Annotated in this window: 26 protein-coding genes and 1 pseudogene; 18 read left to right on the forward strand and 9 right to left on the reverse strand. The window is 69.5% G+C overall.

Going from position 1 to position 26,068, the window contains the following annotated elements; all coding sequences use genetic code 11:
* Positions 1 to 6 precede the first annotated feature (6 nt).
* Positions 7 to 1,585, forward strand: a pseudogene (locus AC1HIL_RS39850) (acyl-CoA synthetase).
* A gap of 13 nt (positions 1,586 to 1,598) precedes the next feature.
* On the opposite strand, the gene AC1HIL_RS39855 reads toward AC1HIL_RS39850, so the two are convergent.
* Positions 1,599 to 2,378, reverse strand: coding sequence for a glycerophosphodiester phosphodiesterase (locus AC1HIL_RS39855; RefSeq protein ID WP_479669423.1), 780 nt, complete (start codon positions 2,376 to 2,378; stop codon positions 1,599 to 1,601).
* Between the two features lie 189 nt (positions 2,379 to 2,567).
* On the opposite strand from AC1HIL_RS39855, the gene AC1HIL_RS39860 reads away from it, so the two are divergent.
* The gene (locus AC1HIL_RS39860; RefSeq protein ID WP_057594164.1) at positions 2,568 to 2,858 is read left to right on the forward strand and encodes a DUF1330 domain-containing protein; all 291 of its coding nucleotides are present in this window, start codon (positions 2,568 to 2,570) and stop codon (positions 2,856 to 2,858) included.
* 33 nt (positions 2,859 to 2,891) lie between these two features.
* Here AC1HIL_RS39860 and AC1HIL_RS39865 read toward each other — a convergent pair whose 3' ends face one another.
* Both AC1HIL_RS39865 and AC1HIL_RS39870 read right to left on the reverse strand, forming a co-directional pair.
* Complete coding sequence (locus AC1HIL_RS39865) at positions 2,892 to 3,872, reverse strand: tripartite tricarboxylate transporter substrate-binding protein (RefSeq protein WP_479669422.1); 981 nt, start codon at positions 3,870 to 3,872, stop codon at positions 2,892 to 2,894.
* Entirely contained in the window at positions 3,869 to 4,765 is an 897-nt protein-coding gene (locus tag AC1HIL_RS39870; protein ID WP_479669421.1) for a LysR family transcriptional regulator, read from the reverse strand. Before AC1HIL_RS39870 ends, AC1HIL_RS39865 begins: the two co-directional genes overlap by 4 nt.
* 313 nt (positions 4,766 to 5,078) lie before the next feature.
* On the opposite strand from AC1HIL_RS39870, the gene AC1HIL_RS39875 reads away from it, so the two are divergent.
* Positions 5,079 to 7,373 (forward strand): TonB-dependent receptor, encoded by a 2,295-nt coding sequence (locus AC1HIL_RS39875; RefSeq protein ID WP_479669420.1) that lies wholly within the window; start codon positions 5,079 to 5,081, stop codon positions 7,371 to 7,373.
* A 1-nt stretch (position 7,374) separates the two neighbouring features.
* Here the strand turns inward: AC1HIL_RS39875 and AC1HIL_RS39880 are convergent, their stop codons facing one another.
* The gene (locus tag AC1HIL_RS39880) at positions 7,375 to 7,842 is read right to left on the reverse strand and encodes a YybH family protein (RefSeq protein ID WP_479669419.1); all 468 of its coding nucleotides are present in this window, start codon (positions 7,840 to 7,842) and stop codon (positions 7,375 to 7,377) included.
* Positions 7,835 to 8,242, reverse strand: coding sequence for a hypothetical protein (locus AC1HIL_RS39885; RefSeq protein ID WP_479669418.1), 408 nt, complete (start codon positions 8,240 to 8,242; stop codon positions 7,835 to 7,837). The genes AC1HIL_RS39880 and AC1HIL_RS39885 overlap by 8 nt, the downstream gene beginning before the upstream one ends.
* Before the next feature lie 284 nt (positions 8,243 to 8,526).
* On the opposite strand from AC1HIL_RS39885, the gene AC1HIL_RS39890 reads away from it, so the two are divergent.
* From AC1HIL_RS39890 to AC1HIL_RS39900, 3 genes are all read left to right on the forward strand, one after another.
* Complete coding sequence (locus tag AC1HIL_RS39890) at positions 8,527 to 9,018, forward strand: hypothetical protein (protein ID WP_479669417.1); 492 nt, start codon at positions 8,527 to 8,529, stop codon at positions 9,016 to 9,018.
* Between the two features lie 50 nt (positions 9,019 to 9,068).
* Positions 9,069 to 11,303, forward strand: coding sequence for an LVIVD repeat-containing protein (locus tag AC1HIL_RS39895; protein WP_479669416.1), 2,235 nt, complete (start codon positions 9,069 to 9,071; stop codon positions 11,301 to 11,303).
* A gap of 211 nt (positions 11,304 to 11,514) precedes the next feature.
* Positions 11,515 to 12,240: an alpha/beta fold hydrolase gene (locus AC1HIL_RS39900; protein WP_479669415.1), complete on the forward strand. Its 726-nt coding sequence runs from the start codon at positions 11,515 to 11,517 to the stop codon at positions 12,238 to 12,240.
* Positions 12,241 to 12,246: 6 nt separating this feature from the next.
* Here the strand turns inward: AC1HIL_RS39900 and AC1HIL_RS39905 are convergent, their stop codons facing one another.
* The 4 genes from AC1HIL_RS39905 to AC1HIL_RS39920 all read right to left on the reverse strand — a co-directional run bounded on the left by AC1HIL_RS39905 (position 12,247) and on the right by AC1HIL_RS39920 (position 15,911).
* The gene (locus tag AC1HIL_RS39905; protein WP_479669414.1) at positions 12,247 to 13,569 is read right to left on the reverse strand and encodes a hypothetical protein; all 1,323 of its coding nucleotides are present in this window, start codon (positions 13,567 to 13,569) and stop codon (positions 12,247 to 12,249) included.
* Between the two features lie 142 nt (positions 13,570 to 13,711).
* Positions 13,712 to 14,068 carry a hypothetical protein gene (locus AC1HIL_RS39910; protein WP_479669413.1) on the reverse strand — a complete coding sequence of 119 codons (357 nt, stop codon included), beginning with the start codon at positions 14,066 to 14,068 and terminating at the stop codon, positions 13,712 to 13,714.
* A gap of 14 nt (positions 14,069 to 14,082) precedes the next feature.
* Complete coding sequence (locus tag AC1HIL_RS39915) at positions 14,083 to 15,054, reverse strand: tripartite tricarboxylate transporter substrate-binding protein (RefSeq protein ID WP_093347169.1); 972 nt, start codon at positions 15,052 to 15,054, stop codon at positions 14,083 to 14,085.
* A gap of 140 nt (positions 15,055 to 15,194) precedes the next feature.
* On the reverse strand, positions 15,195 to 15,911 hold the full coding sequence (locus tag AC1HIL_RS39920; RefSeq protein ID WP_479669412.1) for a GntR family transcriptional regulator: 717 nt from the start codon (positions 15,909 to 15,911) through the stop codon (positions 15,195 to 15,197).
* Positions 15,912 to 16,003: 92 nt separating this feature from the next.
* On the opposite strand from AC1HIL_RS39920, the gene AC1HIL_RS39925 reads away from it, so the two are divergent.
* From AC1HIL_RS39925 to AC1HIL_RS39980, 12 genes are all read left to right on the forward strand, one after another.
* Entirely contained in the window at positions 16,004 to 16,981 is a 978-nt protein-coding gene (locus AC1HIL_RS39925; RefSeq protein WP_479669411.1) for a Bug family tripartite tricarboxylate transporter substrate binding protein, read from the forward strand.
* A gap of 10 nt (positions 16,982 to 16,991) precedes the next feature.
* Positions 16,992 to 17,840, forward strand: a complete 849-nt coding sequence (locus AC1HIL_RS39930) for an HpcH/HpaI aldolase/citrate lyase family protein (RefSeq protein ID WP_057591236.1) — start codon at positions 16,992 to 16,994, stop codon at positions 17,838 to 17,840.
* A gap of 38 nt (positions 17,841 to 17,878) precedes the next feature.
* Positions 17,879 to 19,009, forward strand: coding sequence for a CaiB/BaiF CoA transferase family protein (locus AC1HIL_RS39935; protein WP_479669410.1), 1,131 nt, complete (start codon positions 17,879 to 17,881; stop codon positions 19,007 to 19,009).
* 76 nt (positions 19,010 to 19,085) lie between these two features.
* A complete protein-coding gene (locus AC1HIL_RS39940) occupies positions 19,086 to 19,379 on the forward strand; it encodes a type II toxin-antitoxin system Phd/YefM family antitoxin (RefSeq protein WP_413765572.1) in 294 nt (97 codons plus the stop codon).
* Between the two features lie 85 nt (positions 19,380 to 19,464).
* Positions 19,465 to 19,782, forward strand: a complete 318-nt coding sequence (locus AC1HIL_RS39945) for a toxin-antitoxin system YwqK family antitoxin (RefSeq protein ID WP_479669409.1) — start codon at positions 19,465 to 19,467, stop codon at positions 19,780 to 19,782.
* Positions 19,783 to 19,898: 116 nt separating this feature from the next.
* The gene (locus AC1HIL_RS39950; RefSeq protein WP_479669408.1) at positions 19,899 to 20,408 is read left to right on the forward strand and encodes a hypothetical protein; all 510 of its coding nucleotides are present in this window, start codon (positions 19,899 to 19,901) and stop codon (positions 20,406 to 20,408) included.
* Positions 20,409 to 20,624: 216 nt separating this feature from the next.
* On the forward strand, positions 20,625 to 21,239 hold the full coding sequence (locus AC1HIL_RS39955; RefSeq protein WP_479669407.1) for an isochorismatase family protein: 615 nt from the start codon (positions 20,625 to 20,627) through the stop codon (positions 21,237 to 21,239).
* A complete protein-coding gene (locus AC1HIL_RS39960) occupies positions 21,236 to 22,741 on the forward strand; it encodes a GMC family oxidoreductase (protein ID WP_479669406.1) in 1,506 nt (501 codons plus the stop codon). The genes AC1HIL_RS39955 and AC1HIL_RS39960 overlap by 4 nt, the downstream gene beginning before the upstream one ends.
* Positions 22,741 to 23,640 carry an alpha/beta hydrolase fold domain-containing protein gene (locus tag AC1HIL_RS39965; protein ID WP_479669405.1) on the forward strand — a complete coding sequence of 300 codons (900 nt, stop codon included), beginning with the start codon at positions 22,741 to 22,743 and terminating at the stop codon, positions 23,638 to 23,640. Before AC1HIL_RS39960 ends, AC1HIL_RS39965 begins: the two co-directional genes overlap by 1 nt.
* Before the next feature lie 60 nt (positions 23,641 to 23,700).
* The gene (locus AC1HIL_RS39970) at positions 23,701 to 24,615 is read left to right on the forward strand and encodes a LysR substrate-binding domain-containing protein (RefSeq protein WP_261211103.1); all 915 of its coding nucleotides are present in this window, start codon (positions 23,701 to 23,703) and stop codon (positions 24,613 to 24,615) included.
* Between the two features lie 139 nt (positions 24,616 to 24,754).
* A complete protein-coding gene (locus tag AC1HIL_RS39975; protein WP_057591227.1) occupies positions 24,755 to 25,282 on the forward strand; it encodes a 2,4'-dihydroxyacetophenone dioxygenase family protein in 528 nt (175 codons plus the stop codon).
* Complete coding sequence (locus tag AC1HIL_RS39980; protein WP_479669404.1) at positions 25,279 to 26,019, forward strand: SDR family NAD(P)-dependent oxidoreductase; 741 nt, start codon at positions 25,279 to 25,281, stop codon at positions 26,017 to 26,019. Before AC1HIL_RS39975 ends, AC1HIL_RS39980 begins: the two co-directional genes overlap by 4 nt.
* Positions 26,020 to 26,068: the final 49 nt, after the last annotated feature.

The raw sequence follows: 26,068 nt of genomic DNA on the forward strand, positions 1-26,068 counted from the left end.
CAGGCGATGAACCTGGGCCGGCTGCTCACGCAGACGGCCGCGCTCTTTGCCGAGCGGCCGGGCCTCATCCAGGAGGGCGGCCGCAGCTGGACCTGGGGCGAGATCGAGGCGCGCGTGGCCGCGATGACCGCGGCGCTGCGCGCGCTCGGATTGAAGAAGGGCGACCGCATCCTGGTGCAGTCGCGCAACAACCTGCAGATGTTCGAGAGCTGCTGGGTCGCGTTCCGCCTCGGCTGCGTCTGGGTGCCGACCAATTTCCGGCTCACGCCGCCCGAGGTGGCCTACCTCGGCGCGTCGAGCGGCGCGGTCGCGATGATCGTGGAGGACATCTTCCCCGGCCACACCGACGCGGTGCGCGCGGCCTCGCCGGCGCTCGCGCATGTGCTCGCGATCGGCCGCGCGCGCGAGGGCGAGCATTCGTACGAAGACCTGCTGCGCGCGCACGAGGCACACGACGCGGCGCAGGCCGAGCACGAGACCGTCGACCGCGACGACCCGCTGTGGTTCTTCTACACCTCGGGCACCACCGGCCGGCCCAAGGCCGGCGTGCTCACGCACGGGCAGATGGCCTTCGTGGTCGCCAACCACCTGGCCGACCTGATCCCGGGCACGACCGAGCACGACTGCTCGATCGCGGTGGCGCCGCTGTCGCACGGCGCGGGCATCCATGCGCTGCTCAACGTGGCGCGCGGCGCGGCCACCGTGCTGCCGGCCAGTGAGAAGCTCGACCCCGAGGCCTTCTGGGCCTCGGTGCAGGCGCATCGCGTCAGCAACCTCTTCACCGTGCCGACCATCGTCAAGATGCTGGTCGAGCATCCGGCGGTCGACCGCTACGACCACAGCTCGCTGCGCCACGTGATCTACGCGGGCGCCCCGATGTACCGCGCCGACCAGAAGCTCGCGCTGAAGAAGCTCGGCAAGGTGCTGGTGCAGTACTTCGGGCTCGGCGAGGTCACCGGCAACATCACGGTGCTGCCGGCCGCCATGCATTCGGCGGACGACGAGGACCCGAACGCCAACATCGGCTCGTGCGGCCGCGCGCGCACCGGCATGGAGGTGGCGATCCTGGATGCCGAGCTGCAACGCCTGCCCACGGGCGAGGTCGGCGAGATTCTGCGTGCGCGGCCCCGCCGTGTTCGCGGGCTACCACGGCAACGAGGAGGCCACGCGCAAGGCGCTGCGTGGCGGCTGGTTCCACACCGGCGACCTCGGCCGGCTCGATGCGCGCGGCCTGCTCTACATCACCGGCCGCGAGTCCGACATGTACATCTCGGGCGGCTCCAACGTCTATCCGCGCGAGGTCGAGGAGGTGCTGCTCACCCATCCCGCGGTGGCCGAGGTGGCGGTGCTCGGCGTGCCCGACCCCAAGTGGGGCGAGGTCGGCGTGGCGGTGGTGGTGCGGCGCGAGGGCGCGCAGGTCGACGGCGATGCGCTGATCGCGCACCTCGACGGCCGCTGCGCGCGCTACCGCTGGCCGCACCACGTGTTCTTCTGGGAGGCCTTGCCGAAGTCGGGCTACGGGAAGATCGCGAAGAAGGACATCCGGCAACTGCTGGTCGAGCGCGGGGAGATCGCGAGCCCGTAGCGCGTGGCCACGATCATCGGCGCGGGCGATCGGTGCAGGCCGTGACGGCGTAGTGGTCTTCGTCCGTCAGGACGACCTTGACTTCGGGCCGCGCCGACAGGTATCGCAGCATGCCGGCGTCGTTGACGGTCGACAGCAGGATCGCGGCCTCGTCGAAGGTGGCCGCGGTGACCGGCGTGTAGCGCGCGGCGGTCATCGAGATGGCGTCGGCGCCCACGAAGGCATAGGCCAGTTTCACGAAGGCCGCGTGCAGCCGGTACAGCGGCGCGCTGTACTTGCGGTCGTTGGGGCTGATGGCATAGCTGGTGTGCACGCCCTGGTCGGCCAGCCAGGACAGGTACAGCGGCTGGCTCGATTCCACGAACGCGCGCTCGGTGAGGCCGTAGCGATCGAGCAGCGCGCTGAGCCGGTGCGTCGCCTGGTGGGCGGTCCAGGGCGAGAGCTTGCGCAGGTCCTTCGCATCGAGCCAGAAGAGGCCGCTGCGCGGGAAACGCGACAGCACCGATTCCAGGCGCAGCGGCTGGCCGTCGAACAGGGTGTAGGGCCGGTCGTGGGAGACCACGAAGTCGTCGAGCTCGGGGTCGAACAGAACGTCGATCTCCACGCCGGTCGCGCCGCGTCTGAACGCCTCCGCGATGCCCGCGAGGCTGTTCTCGCCGCCGGCTGCCGCATACCCGCGATGGGCCCAGGCCTTCTGGCATGCGGGGAAGGCAAAGGCCGGCGTCCGGGCCGCCGCGTACCGATAGAGCGGGTCGCTCATCGACAGCAGGAGGCCGAACAGCAGCAGAGGCACCAGCAGCCATCGCCAGCGCCGCCATCGAAAAATTGCACCAGCCATGGAACCTCGCGACGTGGAGTGGACGGAGTGCGATGCGAGCCAGGAGATTGGCCGGTGCAGTGTAGGTGGCTTGCGGCCGGGCCGAGGCGCGAGGCGCCTTGCCCCGCTATATTGAAAGCCTTTGGCAACTACAGAGAAATCGACATGGCAAAAGCCTATTGGGTCAGTGCATACCGCGCCGTCAAGGACGCCGACAAACTCGCGGCCTACGCGAAGCTGGCCGGTCCGGCCATCGCCGCCGGCGGCGGGCGTTTCCTGGCACGCGGCCTGCCCGCGAAAACCTACGAATACGGCCTGGCCGAACGCACCGTGCTGATCGAGTTCGACAGCGTGGCGCAGGCCACGGCCACCCACGACAGCCCCGACTACCAGGCCGCGCTGGTCGCGCTGGGCGACGGCGCCGAGCGCGATCTGCGGATCATCGAAGGCAGCTGAGCGAAGCGGGAGCGGGCCGGACCGGGGCCCGCTTCAGTCCAGCGTGATCCCCGTGCGCCTGGACAGCGCCGCGTACTTGTCGATCTGCTGACGCAGGAAGGCGGCGAAGGCCGCCGGCGGCGCGACCGAAACCTCGACCCCGCCGGCCGCCAGCCGGTCGTGCACCTGCGGGGTCTGCAGGGTCTGGGCGAGTGCGCTGCTCAGCGCCTCGACCTGCACCGGCGGCGTGTGCGCCGGTGCCACGAAACCATAGAAGCCGATCAGCTCGAAGCCGGGCAGCGACTCCGCGATGGCCGGCAGCTGCGGATAGGACGCGGCCCGCCGGGCGCTGGTGATGCCCAGCGCGCGCAGGCGCCGCGACTGCAGGTGCGGCAGCGCGCTCTCCAGGGTGACGAAGGCCAGCGGCAGATCGCCGTTGAGCAGCGCGCGGTAGATCTGCGCGCTGCCGTTGTAGGGCACGTGCTCGAGCGTCACGTCGGCCTCGATGGCGAGCAGCTCGCCAGCCAGGTGCGACACAGAGCCGATGCCCAGCGACGCGTACTGCAGCGGCGGATCGGTGCGCCTTGCCAGCGCGATCAACTGGGCCACGTCGCGCGCGGCGAAGCCCGGCTGCGTGACCAGCACGACGATCGAATGGCCGCCGAGGCACAGGGGCTCGAAATCGTCGAGCGCGTCGTAGGGCATCTGCTGGCGCATCGCCTCGTTGGCGGCATGCGGCGAGAACACCATGCCGATGGTGTTGCCGTCGGGCGCGGCCATGGCCACGGCCTGCGTGCCGACGATCATGCCGCCGCCCGCGCGGTTGTCGACCACCACCGGGCGGTCGAGCACGCTCGACAGTTCCCGGGCGATCAGCCGTGCCATGAAGTCGGCGGCGCCGCCCGGGGCCTGCGGCACGATCATGCGCAGGGGCCGGCCCGTGTCGTTGGCGGCCAGCGCGTGGCGGCCGGACAGGCCGGCGCACGCGATGGCGGCGAGCAGAGCGCGCCGCGTCGCCAGCGTGCCGCCGTTCACCGCCGCAGCCTGCGCGAGGCGCGCCGGAACTCGTCGGCCAGCGCCGCGGCCGAGGGGGTCAGCGGCCGCTTCGTCGGCGTCACGAGGTGCTGCACGGCCGGCGGCAGATCGAGCTTGATGGGCAGGACCTTGAGCAGACCGCGTTCGCGCAAGGGCTCCAGCCCGCCCAGGCTGTTGAGCGTGACGAGGTCGCTCTGCAGCAGCATCGACACCAGCGCGCTCGAGGAATCGCAATGCGCCACCAGCGTCGGCGCCGGCAGGCCCTGCCGGATCATCAGCGTGACGATCATCGGCCCGCCCGACTGCTGCACGCTGTAGAGCCAGCCATAGGGCACGAGCGCGGCCAGGTCGCGCGCATCGGCGGCCGGGTGGCCCGCGCGCACGACGATGCCCATGTCGGAACTGCACAGCTGCTCGGTGTGCAGGTCGGACAGGCTCTGGTCGGTGGGCAGCGGGCCGACCGCGAAGTCGATCCTGGCTTCGCGCAGCGCCGCGATGGTCGACGACGAGCGGCCGCCGAGCACGCTGATCAGCGCGTTCGGCGTGTGCTCGCGAAAGCGCGCCACGGCTGTGGGCAGCAGCATGGCCTCGGCCGTGGCCGACAGGCCCACCGTGATCAGCTTGCGGCCCTCGCCGCCGGCGCTCTCGAGCTCCTCCTGCAGATGGCGCAGCTCGGCATCGATCACGCGCGCGCGGCGCAGCACGATGCGGCCGAACTCGGTGGGCTCGACGCCGCGCGCGGAGCGCACCAGCAGCGGCACGCCCAGCGATTTCTCGAGCGCGGTGAGGTTCTTGCTGACTGCTGCCTGCGCCAGGCCGAGCTTGCGCGCGGCGGACCGCACGCTGCCGGTTTCGATGACGGCGATCAGATCTCGGAGGTGGGCCTCGCGCACTTTGTCTCGTGTCTCGTTGTCGTTGTGGTCGCGAATTATCCGGCAAGCGTCCGCCGGGGTGCAGCGCCGCCGCGGACGTGTGCAGCATGCGCTGCAACGAGCGAAATACCAGCATCCATGCGGGTTTGCGGCGTTCGCGGTGCGCCGAAAGCCGCTCGCATGCGCCCACCTTTGGTGAACGAGTTAACCGACGAAGTCCTTCCGGGGCGCCACGGGCCGCGACTAACCTCTGCCGCTTTCGCGCCGCGGCGCCGGCGCATCCGAACAAGAACAGAGACATGCGACTTCCCGCTACAGATCGCGCCCGGCCTTCATGAACAGGTCCCTCCTGTCGCTCGCGCTGGTCGCGGCCTTTCCCTGCGTTGCAACCGATGCCATGGCCCAGGACGCGCCCGAGCGCGCCAGGTCGCTCGGCATCGTCACGGTCACCGGCGCCCGGCCGAGTTCGCTGCCCACGCAGATTCCCACCACCATCGAGGGCGTGACGCGCGCCGAGATCGAGACGCGCGTGAACGCCACCGACAGCGAGGACGCGCTCAAGTACCTGCCGAGCCTGCTGGTGCGCAAGCGCTACATCGGCGACTACAACCACGCGATCCTTTCCACGCGCGCCTCGGGCACCGGCAACAGCGCGCGCTCGGCCGTCTATGCCGACGGCATCCTGCTGTCGAACTACCTGGGCAACGGCATCGCCAACGGCACCAACTTCGCGCCGCGCTGGGGCCTGGTCACGGCCGAGGAGATCGAGCGGGTCGACGTGATGTACGGCCCGTTCTCGGCCGCGTACCCGGGCAACTCGGCGGGCGCGGTGGTCGACTACGTGACGCGCATGCCCGACAAGCTCGAGGCCCATGTGAAGGCGGGCTTCTCCTCGCAGCCCAACGAGCTCTACCGCACGAAGAGGCGCTTCAACGGCTGGCAGACCAGCGCCTCGCTGGGCAGCCGCAGCGGCGACTGGTCCTGGTGGATCGACGTCAACCGCACCGACAGTCAGGGGCAGCCGCTGACCTTCACCACGGCGACGCTGGCGTCCACCGTGGCCGGCGGCGCGGGAACGCCGGTGTTCGGCGCGGTGCCGGGCCTCAACACCACCAACGCCCCATGGCTGATCCTCGGCGCGGGCACGCAGTACCGCACCGTGCAGGACCACGCCAAGCTCAAGCTGGCCTACGACATCTCGCCCACGCTGCGCGCGAGCTACACGCTCGGCTGGTGGCAGAACGCCGGCAGCGGGCAGAGCGAGAGCTACCTCGTCGATGCACGCGGCCAGCCGGTCTACAGCGGGCCGGTCAACATCGGCGGGCGCAGCTTCACGCTCGCGCCCACGGCCTTTCCGTGGACCGAGGACCGCGCCACGCACTTCATGCACGGGCTGTCCGTCAAGAGCAACACCCAGGGTGCCTTCGACTGGGAGGTGGCCGCCAGCCTCTACGACTACGCCAGGGACACGCAGCGCTCGCCCACGGTCGCGCTGCCGCTCGCGGCCCTCGGCGGTGCCGGCACCTTGCAGGACCAGGGCGGCACCGGCTGGAACACGCTCGCGGCCAAGGGCACCTGGCGGCCGCAGGGCGTGGGCGGCGCGCACGTGGTCGACTTCGGTGTCGGCCGCGATACCTACAAGCTCGTCATCGCCAAGACCAACGTGCTCGGCGACTGGCGGGACGGCCCTGCGTTCACGCCCGTGAGCCAAGTCGGCGGGCGCAGCCGGACGCTCAGTGCCTGGGCGCAGGACGCATGGTCCTTCGCACCGCGATGGAAGACCGTGCTCGGGCTTCGCTACGAGAAGTGGAAGGCCACGGACGGCTTCACCGCCACGGCCACGAGCGCACAGCCCTATGCCTCGCGCAGCGAGTCCGACCTATCGCCCAAGGCAGCCCTGGCCTTCCAGCTCGCGCCTTCGACGGTGATCAAGGCCTCGGTGGGCCGCGCGGTGCGCTATCCGACGGTGGGCGAACTCTATGGCGCGACCTCGGGTGGCGCGCTCTCGTTCGTCAACGACCCGAACCTGAAGCCCGAGAAGTCGTGGACCGGCGAACTCACGGCCGAGCAGGACCTGGGCAACGGCCTGCTGCGTGCCACGCTGTTCCACGAGACCACGAAGAATGCGCTCTACAGCCAGTTGATCCCGAACTCGACCGTCTCGCGCGTGCAGAACGTCGACCGGATGCGCACCACCGGCGTGGAGCTTGCCTACACCGGGCAGGACGTCGGCATCCAGGGCCTCGATCTCGGCGGCAGCCTGACCTATGCCGATTCGAAGACGGTGGCCGACGCGGCCTTTCCGGCGGCGGTGGGCAAGTGGCAGCCGCGCGTGCCGCGCTGGCGCGCCACGGCCTACGCCACCTACAAGCCCGATGCGCGCTGGGCCTTCACGGTGGCCGCGCGCTACAGCGGCCGGCAGTACTCGAACCTCGACAACAGCGACGTCAACGCCTTCGCCTACTTCGGGGCGAGCCGCTACTTCACGGTGGACCTGCGCGTCCGCTACCAGATCGACAGGCAGTGGTCGGCGGCCTTCGGCATCGACAACGCGAACAACGACCGCTACTGGAACTTCCACCCGTACCCGCAACGCACCTACACGGCCGAATTGCGCTTCGACCTCTGAGTCAGGGCGCGGCGGTCCGAGGCGGTTGCGCCCAGAGCTTGTCGCTCGACCAGTGCAGGTGGACGATGCGGAAGCTGTCGCCCGCGCGGCGCACGATCGCGGTCTCCTGCATCACCTGGTCGATGGGCTTGCCGTCGGGCAGCTTGCCCGTCACGTGGTAGGTGCTGAGCACCCAGCGCTCGTTGCCGCTGCCGCCGAGGCGGCGCGCCTGCAGGGTCCAGGTGGAGACGGCCGCCATGTCGATGTCGCCCGGCAGGTGGCTCAGCGCATAAGCCTCGATCGTCGGGTCGGTGACGCCGAACTCGAACACCACCAGCGAACGGTCGAGGTAGGAAAGCGCACCGCCCGTGTCCTTGCGCTTGAGCGCGGCGTGAAAGCCGTCGACCGCGTCGGCCGGCAGCTTCACGGTCTGCGCTGCCGCCGCTGTGGCCAGGACAGAGAACGTTGCGGCGAGCAGCAGCCTACGCATGGGGGTCGACCAGCTTGGGGTCGATCAATTCGATGACGACGATGTCGCCGGCGTTCACGCCTTCCATCGAGGGATCGGTGGCGCGCACCGTGAGTTCGTCGGGCGTATTGCTCTGGAGCCACAGGGTGCGGCCGAACATCTTGCCGCGGATGAAGGTGAGCCGCCAGCCGCGCATCTCGTTGCGCTTGGGGGCCACCATGCCCGGGCCGATCGGTTCGAAGCGCAAGGTGGCGATGCGGCCCGCCTTGCCGGCCTGGCCCACGCCGGTCACCTTGGCCGTGAAGCGCCGCACGGCGGGATCGACCGCGTCGTGGCCGGCCACCGCGTGCTGCGCGAGCAGCAGGGCCGCGGCCATGGCCGAGGCCCGCGCGCCGGCGAGGATCCATGTCGTCAGCAACATCGCTGTCCCTTGCCTCCATTGAAAGAAGCCGGCGATGTTATCGACGCGGCGCGCGCGCGCAAGGGATAACGATGCATCGCGATCGACGTCCGCATGCGATGAAAACACGCGGCTTTCGTGCCGTGACGCCAGTGTCGGCGAGGGTCTCGGACAGGGCCCGCGATGCGATTCACGCGCTCACCTGCGACGAACGTTTTAACCGTTGGTCGTCTTCTGACGCAGGGCTTTCACAACTAATCTCTGCGCCCACTCCACGACCACATCGACACCTTATGCAGGCTTCCGTGACGCATCGCATCCGCTGGCCCTGGTGGCTTGCGGCGGTGTGCGTCATTGCGCTGTCGGCCACGTGGTGGTGGCCGTCGTCCGATGAGGCCGTCGTGCCGATGCCGCCGGTCGCTGTGGCTCCCGCGCCGGTGGTGGCGCCGGCGCCGAAGCCCGTGCCGGTGGCCGCGAAGCCGGTCGACGCCGCGCTGTCGGTCGCGGCCTTCAAGCTCGTCGGCACGGTCGTGGCGGCCGATGGCGTGGACAGCTTCGCGCTGATGCGCCGCACCGACGACTCGCAGCTGTTGCAACTGCGTGTCGGTGGCCACCTCGAGGGCCTCACCGTCAGCGCGATCCAGCCCGACAGCGTCGTGCTCGCGGGCGCGGGGCAGTCGGTCGTGATCGAGACCGACCGCACCGTCGCCTCGCCGCTGCCTTCCCGCCCGGCCCATCCGCCGGAGCCGGACGTGGAACCGGCATTCGCGGGCGACCCCGCCCCCTTCGGACATTGACGCGAAGACTTTCCCCTGGCCCCGTGTTTTTTGACAGAGAAAGAAGAACCATGAAGAGAAGACAAGCCCCCAGAGCCAACCTGCTGTTGGTTGGCGCCCTGACCAGCGCCTTGCTGCTCGCCGCCTGCGGCGGCAGCAACGACAGCGCGCCGCTCATCGTCGGATCGGCGCCGCCCCCCGCGGGGTCCACCGACCAGCCGCCGGCCGACACGGGCCCGGTGGCCCAGCCGTACGTGACGCCGCCGCGGCTGTGCGAAGCCGGCCCCGGGGACCAGGCAGAGCCGGGCGTCAACGGCCACATCCCCAAGTCGGCGATGTACGACGCCACCGCCAATCCCGATGGCTTCCAGGGCTACTGGTGCGGTGCGCGCAAGGTCGCGCAGAACACGCTGTTCGGCCGCGGCGCCTTCGGCGACCTGCAGATCAAGGCCAAGGGCTCGACGCGTTGCGCGTACGCCTCCAACCGCGATGGCGCGGCCGGCGGCGATGCCGCGCTGACCACCGGCATCATCGTGTTCGACATGAAGACGCCGACGAAGATGCAGGTCGTGCCCGCGAGCGGCGACACCACGGTCGTCGGCACCGCGCCCTCGGCCACCGTCAAGGCCACGAGCACCAACAAGTGGGGCGAGGAGACCACCGCCGCCACGCCGGTCAACCCGAACGGGAAGATCCTGCGCACGCCGGCGGCGATCGAGGCGTACTCGGGCCTCGAGCTTTCGGGCGACCTGCTGGTGGCCGGCTACAAGGACAACAAGATGGTGGACGTCTACGACGTCAGCGACTGCCTGCACCCGGTGCCGCTGAACGCGAGCTACCAGTCCTCGGGCGGCCACCACGACGGCTGGCTCTCGCCTGACGGCAAGACCTGGTACGGCGTGCCCTTCGGCACCACGGCCAAGGACGGCGGCACCACGCTCATCACCGGCGGCACCTCGCCCACGGACGACAACTTCGCCAACTACACCATCGACAACAAGCGCGTCGACCTGCACATCACCAACCTCGACGATCCGAAGAACCCGAAGCTGCTGCTGAGCTGGAACCGCTCGCAGCTGCCCGACGAGGTGAAGAGCAACAAGAACTGGCGCATCATGGCCGCGACCAACATCCATGACGTCAGCACCAATCCCGACGGCACGCGGCTCTATCTCGCGGTGTACGGCGGCGGCGGCCAGGTGGCCGGCAACCTGCCGACGCCCACCACCACCTTCTGGCGCGACCAGACCTGCGCCAACGGCCTGCTGATCATGGACTCGAGCGACATCGTCAAGCGCGTGGCCGATCCGAAGCTCAAGTACGTGAGCTTCCTCTCGTGGTGCGACCAGCAGCCCAACCCCGAGTTCGAGCAGGGCGGCTATGCGCGCATGACCTCGACGGCCGCGACGCACGCCACCGAATGGGTGCGGCACGTCAACGGCAAGGAGTACATCGTCTCGACCGACGAGTCGTACGCCCTGACGACCAGCGACACCAACGGCCTGCCGAACCAGTGCAAGCAGCAGAGCTTCGGCCGCATGATCGACATCTCGGACGAGAAGCATCCGAAGATCGTCGGCACCTACGAGCAGGATGCCAACAAGGCCAGCGTCTGCCCGACGCTGGTGGCCGAGGGCGGCAACGTCCCGATGGTCCACTACCTGAACTTCGACGACCGCAACCACATGCGCGTGGCCGTCTACGCGGCCGCATCGGGCGGCATCCGCTTCGCCGACTGGACCGATCCGACCAGCCCGAAGGAGATCGGCTACTACGTCGCGCGGCGCAACACGCCCAGCAAGATGGACTTCACCCGTCCCGACCCGCGCTACGACGCCGAGAACTGCCTCTACTACACGGGCTGGAACCAGGGCGGCCTGGTCTCGCTCGAGCTGACCAACCCGCAATACAACCCGTGCATGAGCCGCAGCGCGAACGTCAGCGGCAAGGTGGCGACGGCGCAGGGCGACCTCACGGTGGCGCTGAAGGCCGGCCGCGACAGCAAGGGCCCGAGCGTCAGCCTGAGCATCGAGGGCCTGGGCAACAAGGTGCAGCTGGGTGCGGTGACGCGCCTGGGCTCGGCCATCGACGCGGATGGCGCGCAGGTCACGGCCACCAGCAACTCGGTGCAGATCGACGCCGACGGCAGCTTCGACGGCCAGCCCGCGAAGTTCCGCCTGCAGGTGACCGACAACGGCGGCAACAAGGGCTTCTTCTCGCTGAGCTGCACCGAGGGCTGCTCGTTCACGACCAATGGCTACCTGCAAAGCGGCGGGAAGCTGGCGGTGGCGAACCTCAAGAGCTGAAGATGCGAAGGACCGTGCATGCCTGTTGACCTTCGCTCGCGCGGTCGATAACATCGCGGCACTTTCAAAACGCCCTCCCGGTTCGCCGGGAGGGCGTTTTCTTTTTGTTCCGCAACTTCCATGGAACCCAGAGATCAAAGCACCCCTCGAGATTCGCCCCGCATCGCACGCCGGCCTCGGATACGCCCGGCATGGCCATGGGCCGATCCCCGTGCTGGTCCTGCACGACTGGCTCGGCGACCACGCGAACTACGACGTGCTGCTGCCCTGGCTCGACGGCCAGGCGTTCACCCACGTCTTCGCCGACCTGCGCGGCTATGGGCTGTCGATCGCGCTGCCGGGCGAGTGCACGGTGAAGGAGATCGCCGCGGACTGCCTCGCGCTCGCCGACCGCCTCGGCTGGCGGCGCTTCCATGTCCTCGGTCATTCGATGACCGGGATGGTCACGCAACGCCTCGCGGCGGACGCGCCCTCGCGCATCGCGAGCGCGATCGCCGTGTGCCCCGTTTCAGCCGCCGGCAACAAACTGAGTCCGGAGGCCTTGGCCTTCTTCGCGAGCACGGCCGACGACGACGACGCGCTTCGGCGGCTGCTCAAGTTCGTCGGCGGGGGCTTGCCCGACGAATGGGTCGAGGAGAAGGTGCGGCACCACCGCGAGGCGGTGGCGCCCGCATGCCGCAGGCACTACCTCGACATGCTGGTCACGGCCGATTTCGCCGACGAGGTGCGGGGGCTCGAAACGCCGTTCCTGGTCGTCGTCGGCGACAAGGATCCGGGGCTCGATGCGGAGGCGATGGAGCGCACCTTCCTCGCGTGGCATCCGAACGCGGAGCTGCGGGTGGTGCCCGATTGCGGGCACTACCCGATGCAGCAGCATCCGTCGTACTTCGCGGGTGTGGTCGAGGGGTTTCTGAAGCGCCAGGCAGCCTTGCCTTGATGCCGCTCACCCCACGATCGGCTGCGCCATGATCCAGAGGCTCAGGCTCGTATAGGCCACCATCAGCACCAGCATCGGCAACTGGCTCAGCATCGCCGCGCGGTGGTTCGCGAAGCGGCGCGTGGCTTCGACATGGGCGACGACGACCGCGAGCACATGACCGACGACGATCAGCGTCACGGCCGTGTACCAGTACACCGCCGGGCTCACGATGCCGAGGTCGACCGCGCGGCCGCGCGTGCCGAACAGGTTCCAGCCCCAGCCGAAGGGATCGGAGGCGAGCGGCACGATGAACTGTCCTGTCGTCAGCAGCAGCGAGGCGTAATGCGCGAGGTGGTAGGCCACGGCGATCGGCACCAGGCTCCAGACCATGGCATTCACGGCCGCGCGCTCGGTGCTGCCGGCCAGGCGCAGCATCCACGCGCCCACGGCGCGGAAGATCAGCACGAAGGCCACGGGGAACAGCAGCAGCATGACGCTGTTGAGCCATTGCGTCTCGTCCATGCCGGTTGCGGAAGAGAGCGTGAACAGCGTCTCGGCCACCGTGCGCGAGGTCTGCGCGGCGGTGCCGATGCGGTCCATCAGAGGGGTTTCGTGGAAGCCGTCGAAGGTGACGGTCGCGAGCATCAGCAGCACGAAGGCCGCCACCGAATTCGGCACCGGTTCGGTCGTCAGCAGGCCGGCGCCGTAGGGCCGAAGCCGCAGGCGCGCAGGCTCGGTCGGCGTCGAGCCTCGCAGCTCGAGCGGCGCGAAGCGGCCCAGCACGCGGAAGGCCATCGCGAAGGCATCCGCCCGGTGGTGCCAGGCCTCCACGCCGAACAGCAGCATGCCGGCCCAGCTCAGCAGCGCATAGCCCAGCAGGGCGCCGGCGAGGGCGGAGGGTACGTCCTTGTCCTGCCACACCAGTTCGGTCCAGGCGAAGGCGAAGAACAGCGCGACCGCCGGCCACGCGCCCAGCCATTTCGGCCAGCGCAGGCCCAGCGATTTGCGGCCGCCGCCTACCAGGCGCGCGGCGGCGCGGTACAGCGTGGGCAGCGGATTGACGATCTCCCACAGGTCGCCGACCAGCGCGCAGAAGAAGGCCATGCCGACCCACCACAGCACCCAGACCATCGTGACGATCAGGTTCGCATAGGCATCGGAGTTGCCGAGGAAGCCGGTGGCCAGCGTCAGCACGAACAGCGCGCAGCCCAGCGTTCGCAGCACCACCGCGAGCGGATGCGCGATGCGGCGCAGCGGCGCGAAGCGCAGCAGGTCGGTGTCGCGCAGGAAGGAGGAGGCGAAGTCGTGGCGCCGCGCGAACAGCGCGAGCGCCGCGAAGGTCAGCACGAGGGTCGCGCCGGCCCCCGTGAGCCACAGCCACAGCGGCAGCGGCAGGTCGAAGCGCTGGCCGAAGCCGTGCGCCCGCGCGCCGGCCGAGGCGCACGCGATCGCGAGACCGGTGCCGAAGCGAAGCGTTTTCAGGGCGCGCCTAGGGATGGACTTCGACGAACATCACGGCGCGGTGGTTGCCCGGACCGTGGCGATGCTCGTGCACCGGGAAGCGGCCCGCGAGGCTGGCCTTGAAGCTCAGCAGCGCCGGTGCGGGCGGCGTCACCTGCGTTTCGATGTCGTAGCCGTGCAGGTGCAGCACCAGGGGCTGGTCGCTGACCACGCTGATCTGCACCTGGTCGCCCTGGCGCACCTTCAGCGTGTCGTCGCCCTTGATGCGGCCGCCCACGAGCTCGATGGAGAACTTCGGCGAGGCGGCCGCGGCGGCGCCCGCGAGCGGCGCCAGCGCCGCGAGTGCGATCAGCCGTAGGCGCAGGCGGTTCGGATTCGTCGTCATGGCGCGGTCCATGCTCAGTCCGCGTACTGGCCGGCCGCCTTGATGACGGCGCCCCACTTCTCGATCTCGGTCTCGACGAACTTCTTGTGCTCCGGACCGTTGACGCGCGCATCGGTGATGATCACGGCGCCGAGCCCTTCCTGGCTTTTGATGAAGGCCGGGTCCTTGAGCGCCACCTTCAGCGCCGCATTGAGCTTGTCGGTGACTGCCTTGGGCGTGCCCGCGGGCGCGAACAGGCCATGCCAGATGCTGACGTTGAAGCCCTTCAGGCCGCTCTCGTCGAGCGTGGGCAGGGCGGCCAGCACCGGCGTCTTCAGGCGCTGCTGCGTGGTCACGGCATAGGCCCTGACCATGTTGCCCTCGATCTGCGCGGTGGTGTTGGTGGTCTGGTCGCACATGATGTCGACCTGGCCGCCGATCAGGTCGGTCATGGCCGGTGCCGTGCCCTTGTAGGGGATGGTCTGCGGCGCGATCTTCAGTGCGCTCTGCAGCATCAGGCCGCACAGGTGCGAGGCCGAGCCGATGCCGGCGTTGGCGAGGTTGGTCTTGCTGCCGTTGGTCTCGAGCCACTTGCGCAGCTCGGTGAAGTTGTTCGCGGGCACCGACTTCGAGCTGATGAGCGTCATCGGCACTTCGTTGATCAGGCCCAGGTACTCGAAGCCCTCGAGCGTCTTGTAGGGCAGCTTGCGGTACAGCGAGGGCGAGGTCGCCATGCTCACGTGGTGCAGCATCAGCGTGTAGCCGTCGTTGGCCGCGCGCGCGGCCTTGGCGGCGCCGAGCGTGCCGCCGGCGCCGCCGGTGTTGTCGATGGTGATCGCCACGTTGCCCAGCGGCTTGCGCAGCGCCTCGGCGAAGTCGCGCGCCACCTTGTCGGTGGGGCCGCCGGCCGCGAAGGGCACCACGATCATGATCGGTTTGTCGGGATACTCGGCGAACGCAGGAAGGGCGGCGAGGGCCGCGATCGCGATCGTGAACAGGCGCTTCATTGATGTCTCGTTATGGGTGAAGCCGAAAATGCTATAGCCCACCCACGCCGCGCAGAAGACGCCTGGTTGTTAAGGCGGTCACCTTAGGTGAACACCGACAGCCTGGGCATCGGTGGCGCCCGATGCCCGGCCGTTCGAACTCAGAGGCTCGCGAGCGGCAGCCGCGACCGATAGCGCGAGCGCCCCTGCGGATAGAGGCCGACCGAGCACTGCACCAGCTTGCCCGCGCCATCGAACCAGTGGCGCGTGACCTGCAGGCAGGGCGAGCTGGGCACCGCATCCAGGCGCTCGGCCAGGCGCGATTCCAGCGGCGCCGCGTCGATCTCCTGTTCCACCACCGCGACGCCCACGCCGTAGAGCCGCTCGATCAGCTTGAAGACCGGGCCGTTCCATGTCTCCAGCCGCTCGGCCACGCCCGCGAACTCGGGCCGCATGTAGAGCCACAGCGCGCCGGTGGGCCGCGCCTCGCCGCGCAGGTAGCGCAGCGTGTCGAGGAAGAACCACTGGCTGCCCGGCTCGGCCTGCAGCAGCCCGGCCAGCTGTTCGTCGGCCGCGACGAGGCCGGCGCGCTCCAGCTTGAGTTGCGTGGTGCGCGCGGCCTCCATGATGCTTTCGAGCGTCTGCTGCGAATGCACGAAGAAGGGCGTGGGATTGCGCGCCAGCACATGGGTGCCGATGCCGGCGCGCGAGTCGATCACGCCGAGCTTGCGCAGCGCGCTCATGGCCTCGCGCAGGCGGTAGCGCGTGGCGCCGAACTGCGCCTGCAACTGGGCTTCGGAAGGCAGCAGGCTGCCGACGGGATAACGGCCTTCGTCGATCTCGCGGACGATGGCGTCGACGATGTCCTGGATGGTCAACGCCGCGCCGGCACTTGTTGGATGCGCCATGAAGAGATAATATTCGAATATTCGACTAATTAGGCGAAGCAGACGCCACTGGAGACAAACGCATGCATCGTAGAGACTTTATCCGGGCGCTGTCCGTGGGCGCCGCACTGCCGCTGGCCGGCGTGGCACCGCTGGCGCTGGCCGACACCTACCCCAGCAAGCCGATCCGGCTGGTGGTGACCCAGGGCACCGGCTCGGGCAGCGACGTGATCGGGCGCCTGCTCGCGAGCAAGCTCGGCGAGCGGCTCAAGCAGAGCGTGTACGTGGAGAACAAGGCCGGTGGCGGCGGCATCATCGGCCACCAGTTCGTGCTCGACCAGCCGGCCGACGGCTACACGCTGCTGCTGAGCACCACCGCGCCGCTGGTGGTGGTGCCCGCGATGAACCGCAACGCGAAGTTCCACCTGCGCGACTTCACCGCGGTGGCCGCGGCGCTGCGCAGCCCCTACATGGTGCTGGTCGGCACCCAGCCCGACAGCCCGCGCAGCCTGCAGGAACTGACGAAGCGGCTGGCGGCCGCGCCGTCGAGCTATTCGTCTTCCGGCACCGGCACGCTCACGCACCTGGCGACCGAGATGTACCTGCAGCAGGTCAATGCCAAGGCCACCCACGTGCCCTACAAGGGCAGCGGCCAGTCGCTGGCCGACCTCGCGGGCGGGCAGGTGCTGTTCTCGACCGACTCGCCGATTGCCGCCGGTGCGCTGATCCGCGGCGGCCGGCTGCGGGCCCTGGCCGTGACCTCGGCGCAGCGCCTGGCCACTTATCCCGACGTGCCGACGATGGCCGAGCTCGGCTATCCCGGCCTCACGCTCAACACCATGGGCGGGCTGTTCGGCCCGTCGAAGCTGCCCGCGCCCATCGTCGAGCGCATCAGCACCGAGATGGCGGCCGTGATGTCCTCGCCCGAGGTCAAGGCCCAGTTCGCGAGCATGGAGACCGAGCCGCTGGTGATGCCGGTCGAGAGCTTCCGCACCCAGATGCTGAAGGACGCGCCGGTGTGGGAAGGCGTGGTGGCCCGCCTGGGCATCACCGCCGACTGAGGAGCCGCCGATGGACGCCCACCGCATTCGTTGTGCGCTGTTCGTGCCGGTGCTCGAGCCGCGCTTCTTCGCGCGCGCGGGCGAGCGCGGCGCGCAGGCGCTGATCCTCGATCTCGAGGACGCGATCGCGCCGCAGCGCAAGGCCGAGGCGCGGCTCGCGCTGGCGCATGCGGCCGGTGCGCTGCGCGGCACCGGCCTGCCGTTGATGGCGCGCGTGAATGCGGAGGCCGAACTGCTCGACGCCGACCTCGAGGCCTGCGTGGCCGCGGGCGTCGATGCCGTCATGCTGCCCAAGGTCGAGTCGCCGAGCGAGGTGCGCGCGGCCTTCGTGCACCTCGAGCGGCATGCGCGCGAGCGCGGTTCGACCGGGCCGCGCTCGCTGGTCGCGCTGATCGAAACCCCGCGCGGCGTGCTGCGCGCCGATGCGATCGCGGCCGCCCATCCCGCCCTGCGCGCGCTGGGCTTCGGCGCCGAGGACTACGCGGCCGCGATCGGCCGTCCTCCGCATGCCGACCTGCTGGTGCCAGCCGCGGCGCGCGTCGCGATGTGCGCCGCGGCCGAGGGCCTGGCCTGCTGGGGGCTGGCCGCCTCCATCGCCGAGCTCGACGACATGGACGCGCTCGAAGGCGCGGCGCGCCTGTCGCACCGGCTGGGCTTCAGCGGCACGCCCGCCGTGCACCCGGCACAGGTGCAGGTCTTCAACCGCGTGTTCGCGCCCACCGAGGCCGAGATCGCGCAGGCCCGCAAGGTGCTCGAGGCGCATGCCCGCGCCGACGCCGAGGGCCTGGGCGCGCTGCGGCTCGATGGCCGCATGATCGATCGCCCGATGGTCGATCGCGCGCGCCGCCTGCTTGCCTAGTTCTTCATCACACTCCACGACCCGAAACGACGACATCGATGGCGCAACAGATACTCGACGGCATCCAGGTGCTGGACTTCACCACCTACATCGCGGGCCCCTATGGCGCGAGCCTGCTGGGCGACCTGGGCGCCGACGTGATCAAGATCGAGGCGCCCGAGGGCGACCCGATGCGGTACTACCCCTCGACCCTGCCCGGCGAGAGCCGCGCCTTCATCGGCGTGAACCGCAACAAGCGCAGCATCGTGCTCGACCTCAAGCAGCCCGCGGACCGCGAGGCCTGCCACCGGCTCGTGGCCCAGGCCGACGTGGTGCTGCACAACTTCCGCCCCGGCGTGGCCGAGCGGCTGGCGCTGGACTGCGAGACGCTGACCGCGATCCAGCCGCGCCTGATCTATTGCAGCTTCACCGGCTATGGCCCCGATGGCCCGCAGGCGCAGCGTCCCGGCTTCGACCAGGTGCTGCAATGCCGCACCGGCATCGCCAAGGCGCAGGGCTATCCGGGCGACGAGCCGCGCGTGGTGTGGGGTTCGGCCGTCGATTTCTACGGCGCGAGCCTGATCGCCACCGGCATCTGCGCCGCGCTGTTCCAGCGCGAACGCACCGGCCTGCCGCAGCGCGTCGATACCTCGTTGCTGCAAGCGGCGCTCGCGATGCAGGCGGGCCGCATGGTGTGGTCCGAGGGCGAGGGCCCCGGCGTCGACCGCGACCTGCGCGGCGGCGCGCTCTCGGGCATCCACCCCACGCGCGAAGGCTACGTCTACCTGCAGGCCCAGACCCAGCCGTTCTGGGAGGCGCTGTGCGAACTCACGGACCTCGCGCACCTCGCGCGCGATCCACGCTTTGCCGACATGCGCCTGCGCAAGGCCAACGAGGCCGAGCTGGTGCCGCAACTGCGCGCCGCGCTGATGCGGCACGACGCCCGCGAATGGGAAGCGATCTTCGGCACGCGCGTGCCATGCACCGTAGTGCGCGGCATCGAGGAGGTGTTCGACGACGATCAGGTCGCCCACCAGGGGCTGCTGGAGACGCATGCGCATCCCACGCTGGGCAGCTATCGCGCGGTGGTGGAGCCGATTCGCTTCAATGGCGAGCGCGGGGTGAAGCGGGAGGCGAGGGCGCCGATGCTGGGGGAGCATACGGTGCAGGTCGTGGGTGGGGGTGGATAAGTCGAACGGGCTTGCGGCTATGAGCGAAGGCGGTTGCTAGACTGACGTCGACGCAATCCCTATCGGACTCAGCGAAATGGCATCGAGAGCATCGGACATTGTTCCCATCAGCGAAGCGCGCGCTCGTCTCTCTGCACTCGCCGCGGAGGTGGTCAAAAGCGGATCGGAGAAGATGTTGACCAGGAACGGTGTGCGCTACGTCGCGTTGGTCGATGCGCGTCGCCTGGACTACTACCATGCCCTCCAAGCGGAGCACGCAAATCTCGTGCTGGCTGAAGATGCCATCGCTGGCTTACGGGAGGCCTTGACCGGGTCGTTCGTGCCCGATGAGGAATTGGAAGAAGCACTCGGCGTTCGACCAGCACCGTGAGCGCTCGCGCCGGCGGCAGGATTCTGGCGATTCCATTGGCCGCCACTACCATCCGCCTGTCAACGCGTTTCTCAGCAACCACGACATGACCACCGAAGCCGACCTCAACATCGCCGAGATCCCCTACGAATCCGGAACCATCCGATTCCGCTACACGAGGGTGATGTCGCCCGACAGGACGCGATGGATCCGGCATGGCTCGTTCGTGGCCTATCACGAGAACGGCACGGTGGCATCGGAAGGCCACTACGTCGACGGCAAGGAAGACGGGCTGTGGCGCGACTTCCATCCCGATGGCCGGCGGGCCTCCGAGGGGCACTATCGCGACGGGAGTGAAGTCGGCGTGTGGCGCTTCTGGAATGCGGATGGGACCGAAGGGCCGAGCGAGAGCCACGGCGGTTGAGCGCAGAGGCCATGCCGAAGCTGTAGCAAATCAAGCTTCGATGAGCGCGCGTGGCGCGTCACCCAATGCACGAAACGACCCGGATTTCCGGACGCTGAAACCAGGAGGGAACCAGGATGAATCTCGGATTTCGCATCGCCACCTTCGCCGCTTTTTTCGTGGTCATCAACGCGGTGGTCGGCGGTGCTTGGGGTGTCATCCTCGGCTTGAGCATGGCATTCATCGGGACCGTGTTTCTTCACAGCTACGTGAAGGAGCGTAGGGAAAAGGCCGGCTTGGGCTCCGAGGCTGAAGTCCAGCGCACGCCGCCGTCGGCGGCCGAACTTCGCCTGATCGATGCCCACAAGACCTTGAATTGGGCACGCCTGTGTTTCCTGCTGATGGTGATGGGCTTCTTCTTCGCGGGCTCTCCGGACACACGGTATGCAACGTACGGCACGGCGGGATATGTCGCGCTTTTCTTCGCGTTCCACGTGCTGATCGGGCGTGCGGCGGTCCTGGCCGAACGAAGCTGGGTCGGCTATGGGCTGCTGCCTCTCTTGCTGCCCGGTCTCGGCGGGCTCGTCGCCTTTGGCGTGCTGCGTCACAAGGTCCCCTATCCCGACCAGCGTTCCCTGCCGCGGTAGTCCATGGAGGCTTTGGACGCCGGCCATGCTGAGGCGCGGTCGCTTGCGCTCGCGATCTCCAAAGCATCCGCCCCATTGGAACCTCTCCCACCCTCCAACCCATTGGAAGATCCTTCCAGCCCCGATCCCCGCCGATCTCGTTGACCCTGCCTGGCGCATCCGTTCGAATGCCTCACGTTTCGAACCCGCATCCACCCATCGCAAGGAGTCACACCAATGCAAGCCCAACGCACCCGCATGACGCGGGACAACACGGCCGTCCTGCTCATCGACCACCAGGTCGGACTGATGACCGGCGTGCGCGACATGACGGTCAGCGATCTCAAGCACAACGTCCTCGGCCTCGCGAAAGCGGCCAAGGTCCTGGGCCTGCCGATCGTCGCGGTGACGACGGCGCGCGACAGCATGTGGGGACCGACGGCCTCCGAACTCAAGGAAGCGCTGGGCGGCGGCGAGATCATGGACCGCTCGACGGTCAACGCCTGGGACTACCCGCCCTTCGTGGAAGCGGTGAAGGCAACCAAGCGCGACCACCTGATCATCGCGGGGCTGTCGTTCGAGGTCTGCGCCTCGCTGCCGGCGATCTCGGCGCGCGAGGAGGGCTACCAGCCGATCGTTGCCATCGACGCCTGCGGCACCTTCTCGGCCGCCAAGCGCGAAGCGGGCATCGCGCGCCTGACGACGCTCGGCATCGAGATCTCCGACTACGCGACCCTGATGGTCGAGATCATGGGCGACAACGCCGATCCGAAGGCGCTCGACGTGTATGCCGCGCTCGACATGCCGTTCGCGGTGCTGATGGGCCAGGTGGCCGGAGCGCTGTCGCGATGAGCGCTGCCTTCGACGTCATCGTCGTCGGTGGCGGCTCGGCGGGCGCTGTGCTGGCGCATCGGCTCAGCGCCGATCCGGCGCGCAAGGTGCTGCTGCTCGAAGCCGGCGAAGCCTACCGGCCGAACGTGTTTCCACGCGACCTCGCCGATGCCGATACGGCCGGCGGACCCGATGGCCACGACTGGGGCTACCAGGCCGAGACCGGCCTCGCGGGCCGCAGCATCCACGCGCCGCGCGGCAAGACGCTGGGCGGCAGCTCGGCCGTCAACGCGGCGGTGGCGATGCGCTCGCGGCCCGCGGACTTCGCGAAGTGGCGCGCGCTCGGCATCGAAGGCTGGCAGTGGCCCGAGCTGCTCGAGGCCTTCAAGGCGATCGAGAACACGCCCGACGGCGACGATGCGTTGCGCGGCCGCGCGGGTCCGCTGCCGATCCGCAACCGGCGGCGCGACGAACTGACGCCGGCGCTCAATGGCTTCGTCGATGCGACGGCCGCGCTCGGCTTCGCGCGCGTCGCGGACTTCAACGGCGAACAGCAGGCCGGCGTCGCGCCCTATCCGCTCAACGTGATCTCGGGGCGGCGCATCAACACCGGCATCGCCTTCCTCGGCGAGGACGTGCGTGCGCGGCCCAACCTCACGATCCGTGGCGGCGTGGAGATCGACCGCGTGCTGTTCGAGGACGGGCGCGCGGTGGGCGTGGTCGATGCCGAGGGCCAGAGCCATCGCGCGGGCCAGGTGATCCTCAGCGCGGGTGCCTTCGGCAGCCCGGCGATCCTGCTGCGATCGGGCATCGGCCCCGCGCCGCACCTGGCGTCGCTGGGCATTCCGCTGGTGGCCGAACTGCCGGTGGGGCAGGGCCTGCAGGAGCATCCGTTCTACTACAACGTCTACGCGCTGACGCCCGAGGCGGCCGGCATGCATCCCGCGGCGGGCGCGATCCTCTGGGCCGCGTCCTCGCAGGCCGAGCCCGGCGACCTCGACCTGCACATCTCGGCCACCCATCTGTTCGATCCGGCGCTGAGCCCCACGGGCGGTGCGATCGTGCTGGCGGTGTCGGTGACGCAGCCCGAGGCGACCGGCAGCCTCGAGCTGGCCGACCGCGATCCGCGCAGCGCGCCGCGCATCCGCTACAACCTGCTGGGCACGCCGCGCGACATGGCGCGCATGCTCGAGGCCGTGCGGCTGTCGCGCGCGATCGGACGGCAGTCGCCGTTCGCGCAGATGGTCGCGGCCGAGATGGCGCCGGGGCCGGAGTTCTCGGATGGCGACGACCTGCGGCGCGCGATCGAGCAGCAGCTCGACGGCTATGCGCACCCCACCTCGACCTGCCGCATGGGACCGCCCGGCCAGGGCGTGGTCGATGGCGGCGGGCGCGTCCACGGCGTGCCGGGCCTGTTCGTGATCGACGCGTCGATCATGCCCAGGGCACCGAGCGCGCCGCCCAACATCACCACCATGATGATGGCCTGGCATCTCGCGGGCCACGGTTTCGGAGTTCGCTGATGGCCCTCGTTCCCATCGATCCCCAGGACATCGCAGCGGCGCGCGCGCTGCGCCTCGAGTTCGGCCGCTTCTGGTCCACCGCGCCCGGCACGCCGCGCGACATCTACGACCGCTTCATCGCTCAGACGCCCACCGCTTCCGAGGTCGCGGCGCGCGAGGCCGTCGACGAAGCCGCTTCCGGCTGGTGGGTGGAGCCCGCGCAGGCCGTGCCCGGGCGCGCGCTGCTGTTCATCCACGGCGGCGGTTACGGCCTGGGCCATGCGAGCGCCTATGTCGGATTGGCCAGCCAGCTCGCGGCGCGCACGCGCGTGCCCGTCTTCGTGCTCGAGTACCCGCTGGCGCCCGAGGCCGTGCTGCCCGCGGCGCGCGACCTCGCGCTGCGCGCGCTCGCGGGGCTGGCCAAGCGCTTCGGCGCGGTGGCGGTGGCGGGCGACTCGGCCGGTGGCGGCCTGTCGCTCGCGACCGTGCTCGAGGCCGCGAGGCAGGGCATCGCCGTGTCGTCGCTGGTCGCGTTCTCGCCCTGGACCGACCTGAGCCTGAGCGGCGCGAGCGCGCAGGAACTGGCGGTGGGCGATCCGCTGCTCGACGTGGGCTATCTGCGCGCTTCGGCCGCGGCCTACCTGGGCGGCGCGCCGGCCAGCGATTCGCGCGGCTCGCCGCTGTTCGATGCGGACCTGGGACGACTGCCGCCCACGCTGGTCCAGGTCGGCTCGGACGAGGTGCTGCGCGACGATTCGCGCCGTCTCGTGGAAGCGGCCAGCGGCGCTGGCGCCCAGGTCGAGCTCGAGGAATGGCAGGGCATGCACCACGTGTTCCAGCTCAACACGCGCGAACTCGCGAGTGCGCGCAAGTCGCTCGACCGCGCGGCTGCGTTCGTGGCTCGTCACTGGAGCGCCTGATCCGTCGCGGAACATGCTAAGTTGGCGCGGCTTCGAAGACTTCATCGGCGAAGGACACGCGTGCTCGACCTCAACGACTTTCGGTACTTCGTGGAAGTGATCGACCGGGGCAGCCTCTCGGCCGCGGCGCGCGCGCTGCAGCGCCCCGTGTCGACGATCAGCTACCGCATCCAGCAGCTCGAGGCCGAGCTCGGCCTGACGCTGCTGGCGCGCACCTCGCGGCGCATCACGCTGACCGAGTCGGGCGAAGCCTTCTACGGCCATGCGGTCGCCACGATCGCGCGCGCCAACGAGGCCGAAGCCGCGATGCGCAGCCGCAGCACGGAGCCGACGGGCACCGTGCGCTACACGGTGTCGGTCGCGACCTCGCAGTTCGCGATGACCGGGATGGTCGCGAGCTTTCTCGCTAAGTACCCGAAGGTCAACCTGCTGCAGGACGCGAGCGACGCCAACGTCGACATCGTGGCCGACCGCTACGACTTCGCGATCCGCGCCTACTCGGGCGCGCTGCCCGATTCGAACCTGGTGCAGCGCCCGCTCGCTGAAGCGCCCTGGCACCTGTTCGCGGCGCCCGAGTTCCTCGAGGCCGCCGGCGCCATCGAGACGCCCGACGACCTGCTGGGCTGCGCGACGCTGTTCATGAAGCGCGGCGGCCTCGCGCCCCTGTGGCAGCTCAAGCGCGAGGACGACCGCGCGCAGACCGTGCAGGTCGCGATCCGCCCACGCATGGAGGGCACCTGCATGGTGACCCTGAAGCGCGCGGCCGAGGCGCGCATGGGCGTGGTCGCATTGCCGGCCTACATCTGCCGCGACGAACTGCGCGCCGGCCGCCTGCGGCGCGTGCTGCCCGACTGGGTGGCGGCCGACTCGACCATCTCGGCACTGATGCCGAGCCGGCGCGGCATGAGCGCGGCCGCGCGCGCCTTCATCGAGCACCTCGTCGAAGCCTTTCCCGCCGCCGTCCGCCTCGACTGAGCGCAAACACCTCCTGTGATCCGAACCGCCGCGCCCATGCGGCGGCGCGGTCGCGCGCGCCATCAGGGTTTACGCAAAGATGTGCGCCGCATGTCGATGTCTACAATATGGACATACATCCACAATATGGACAAGCGACATGCCCCTCGATGATTCGGACCCGACCCCGAAGATGCCCTACCAGTACCCGAATCCTCCGGACGCGCTGCCGGAGATCGTGGTGCAGCATGCGATCCCGACCGACGAGCGCCTGTGGGTGCCGCAGGCCGAGAACGTGTGGTTCCGGCCGCTGTGCCTGAACGCGAGCCAGGGCTACTGGATGAACCTGCTGAAGGTGCGCAAGTCGGGCGTGCTGAGCCGCCACCGCCATCCGCAGGCGGTGCACGGCTTCGTGCTCAAGGGGCGCTGGCGCTATCTCGAGCACGACTGGGAAGCCACCGAGGGCAGCTACGTGTTCGAGCCGCCGGGCGAGACGCACACGCTGTACGTGCCCGAGGACGTCGAGGAAATGATCACCTACTTCCAGGTCAACGGTGTCATGTACTACACCGATCCCTGGGGCAAGGGCATGGGCTACGAGGACGTGTTCACCAAGATCGACATGTGCCGCAAGCATTTCGAGAACGTCGGCCTCGGCGCGGACTACGTCAAGCAGTTCATCCGATGAGCACGACGGCCTACGGCCGCGCCGGCTACGACTTCGCGGGCGCGGTGGCGGTGGTCACCGGCGGTGCCAGCGGCATCGGCGCGGAGGTCGCGGCGCAGCTGCGGCGCAGCGGCGCGCGCGTGGCGGTGTGGGACATGGCCGAGGCTGGCGCGAGCGACGACGCCTGGCAGGTCGACGTGAGCGATCTCGCCACGGTCGAGCGCGCCGCTGCAGCGGTGGTCGCGCGCTTCGGCCGCATCGACTTCGTGGTCAACAGCGCGGGCTTCGCGGGACCGACGGTGCCGCTCGATGCCTACGACCCCGCCACCTGGCGCCGCATCGTCGACGTGAACCTGGTCGGCACCTTCAACGTGTGCCGCGCGGTGGTGCCGCACCTGCGCGCCGCGGGCGCGGGCCGCATCGTCAACATCGCCTCGCTGGCCGGCAAGGAGGGCACGCCCAATGCCTCGGCCTACAGCGCGGCCAAGGCCGGCGTGATCGCGCTGACCAAGTCGCTCGGCAAGGAGCTCGCGACCACCGGCATCCTGGTGAACGCGATCGCGCCGGCCGCGGTGCGCACGCCGATCCTCGAGCAGATGTCGGCCGAGCACGTGCAGACCATGATCGGCAAGAGCCCGATGCAGCGCCTGGGCGAGAGCGCCGAGGTGGCCGAGATGGTGGCCTGGCTGTGCTCGGGCTCGTGCAGCTTCAGCACCGGCGCCACCTTCGACCTCTCGGGCGGTCGGGCCACGTACTGAAGCAAGTTTTTTCGGTCCCATTCATTTTCAAACCACGGAGACACACCCC

Source organism: Variovorax sp. ISS6 (assembly GCF_056523145.1).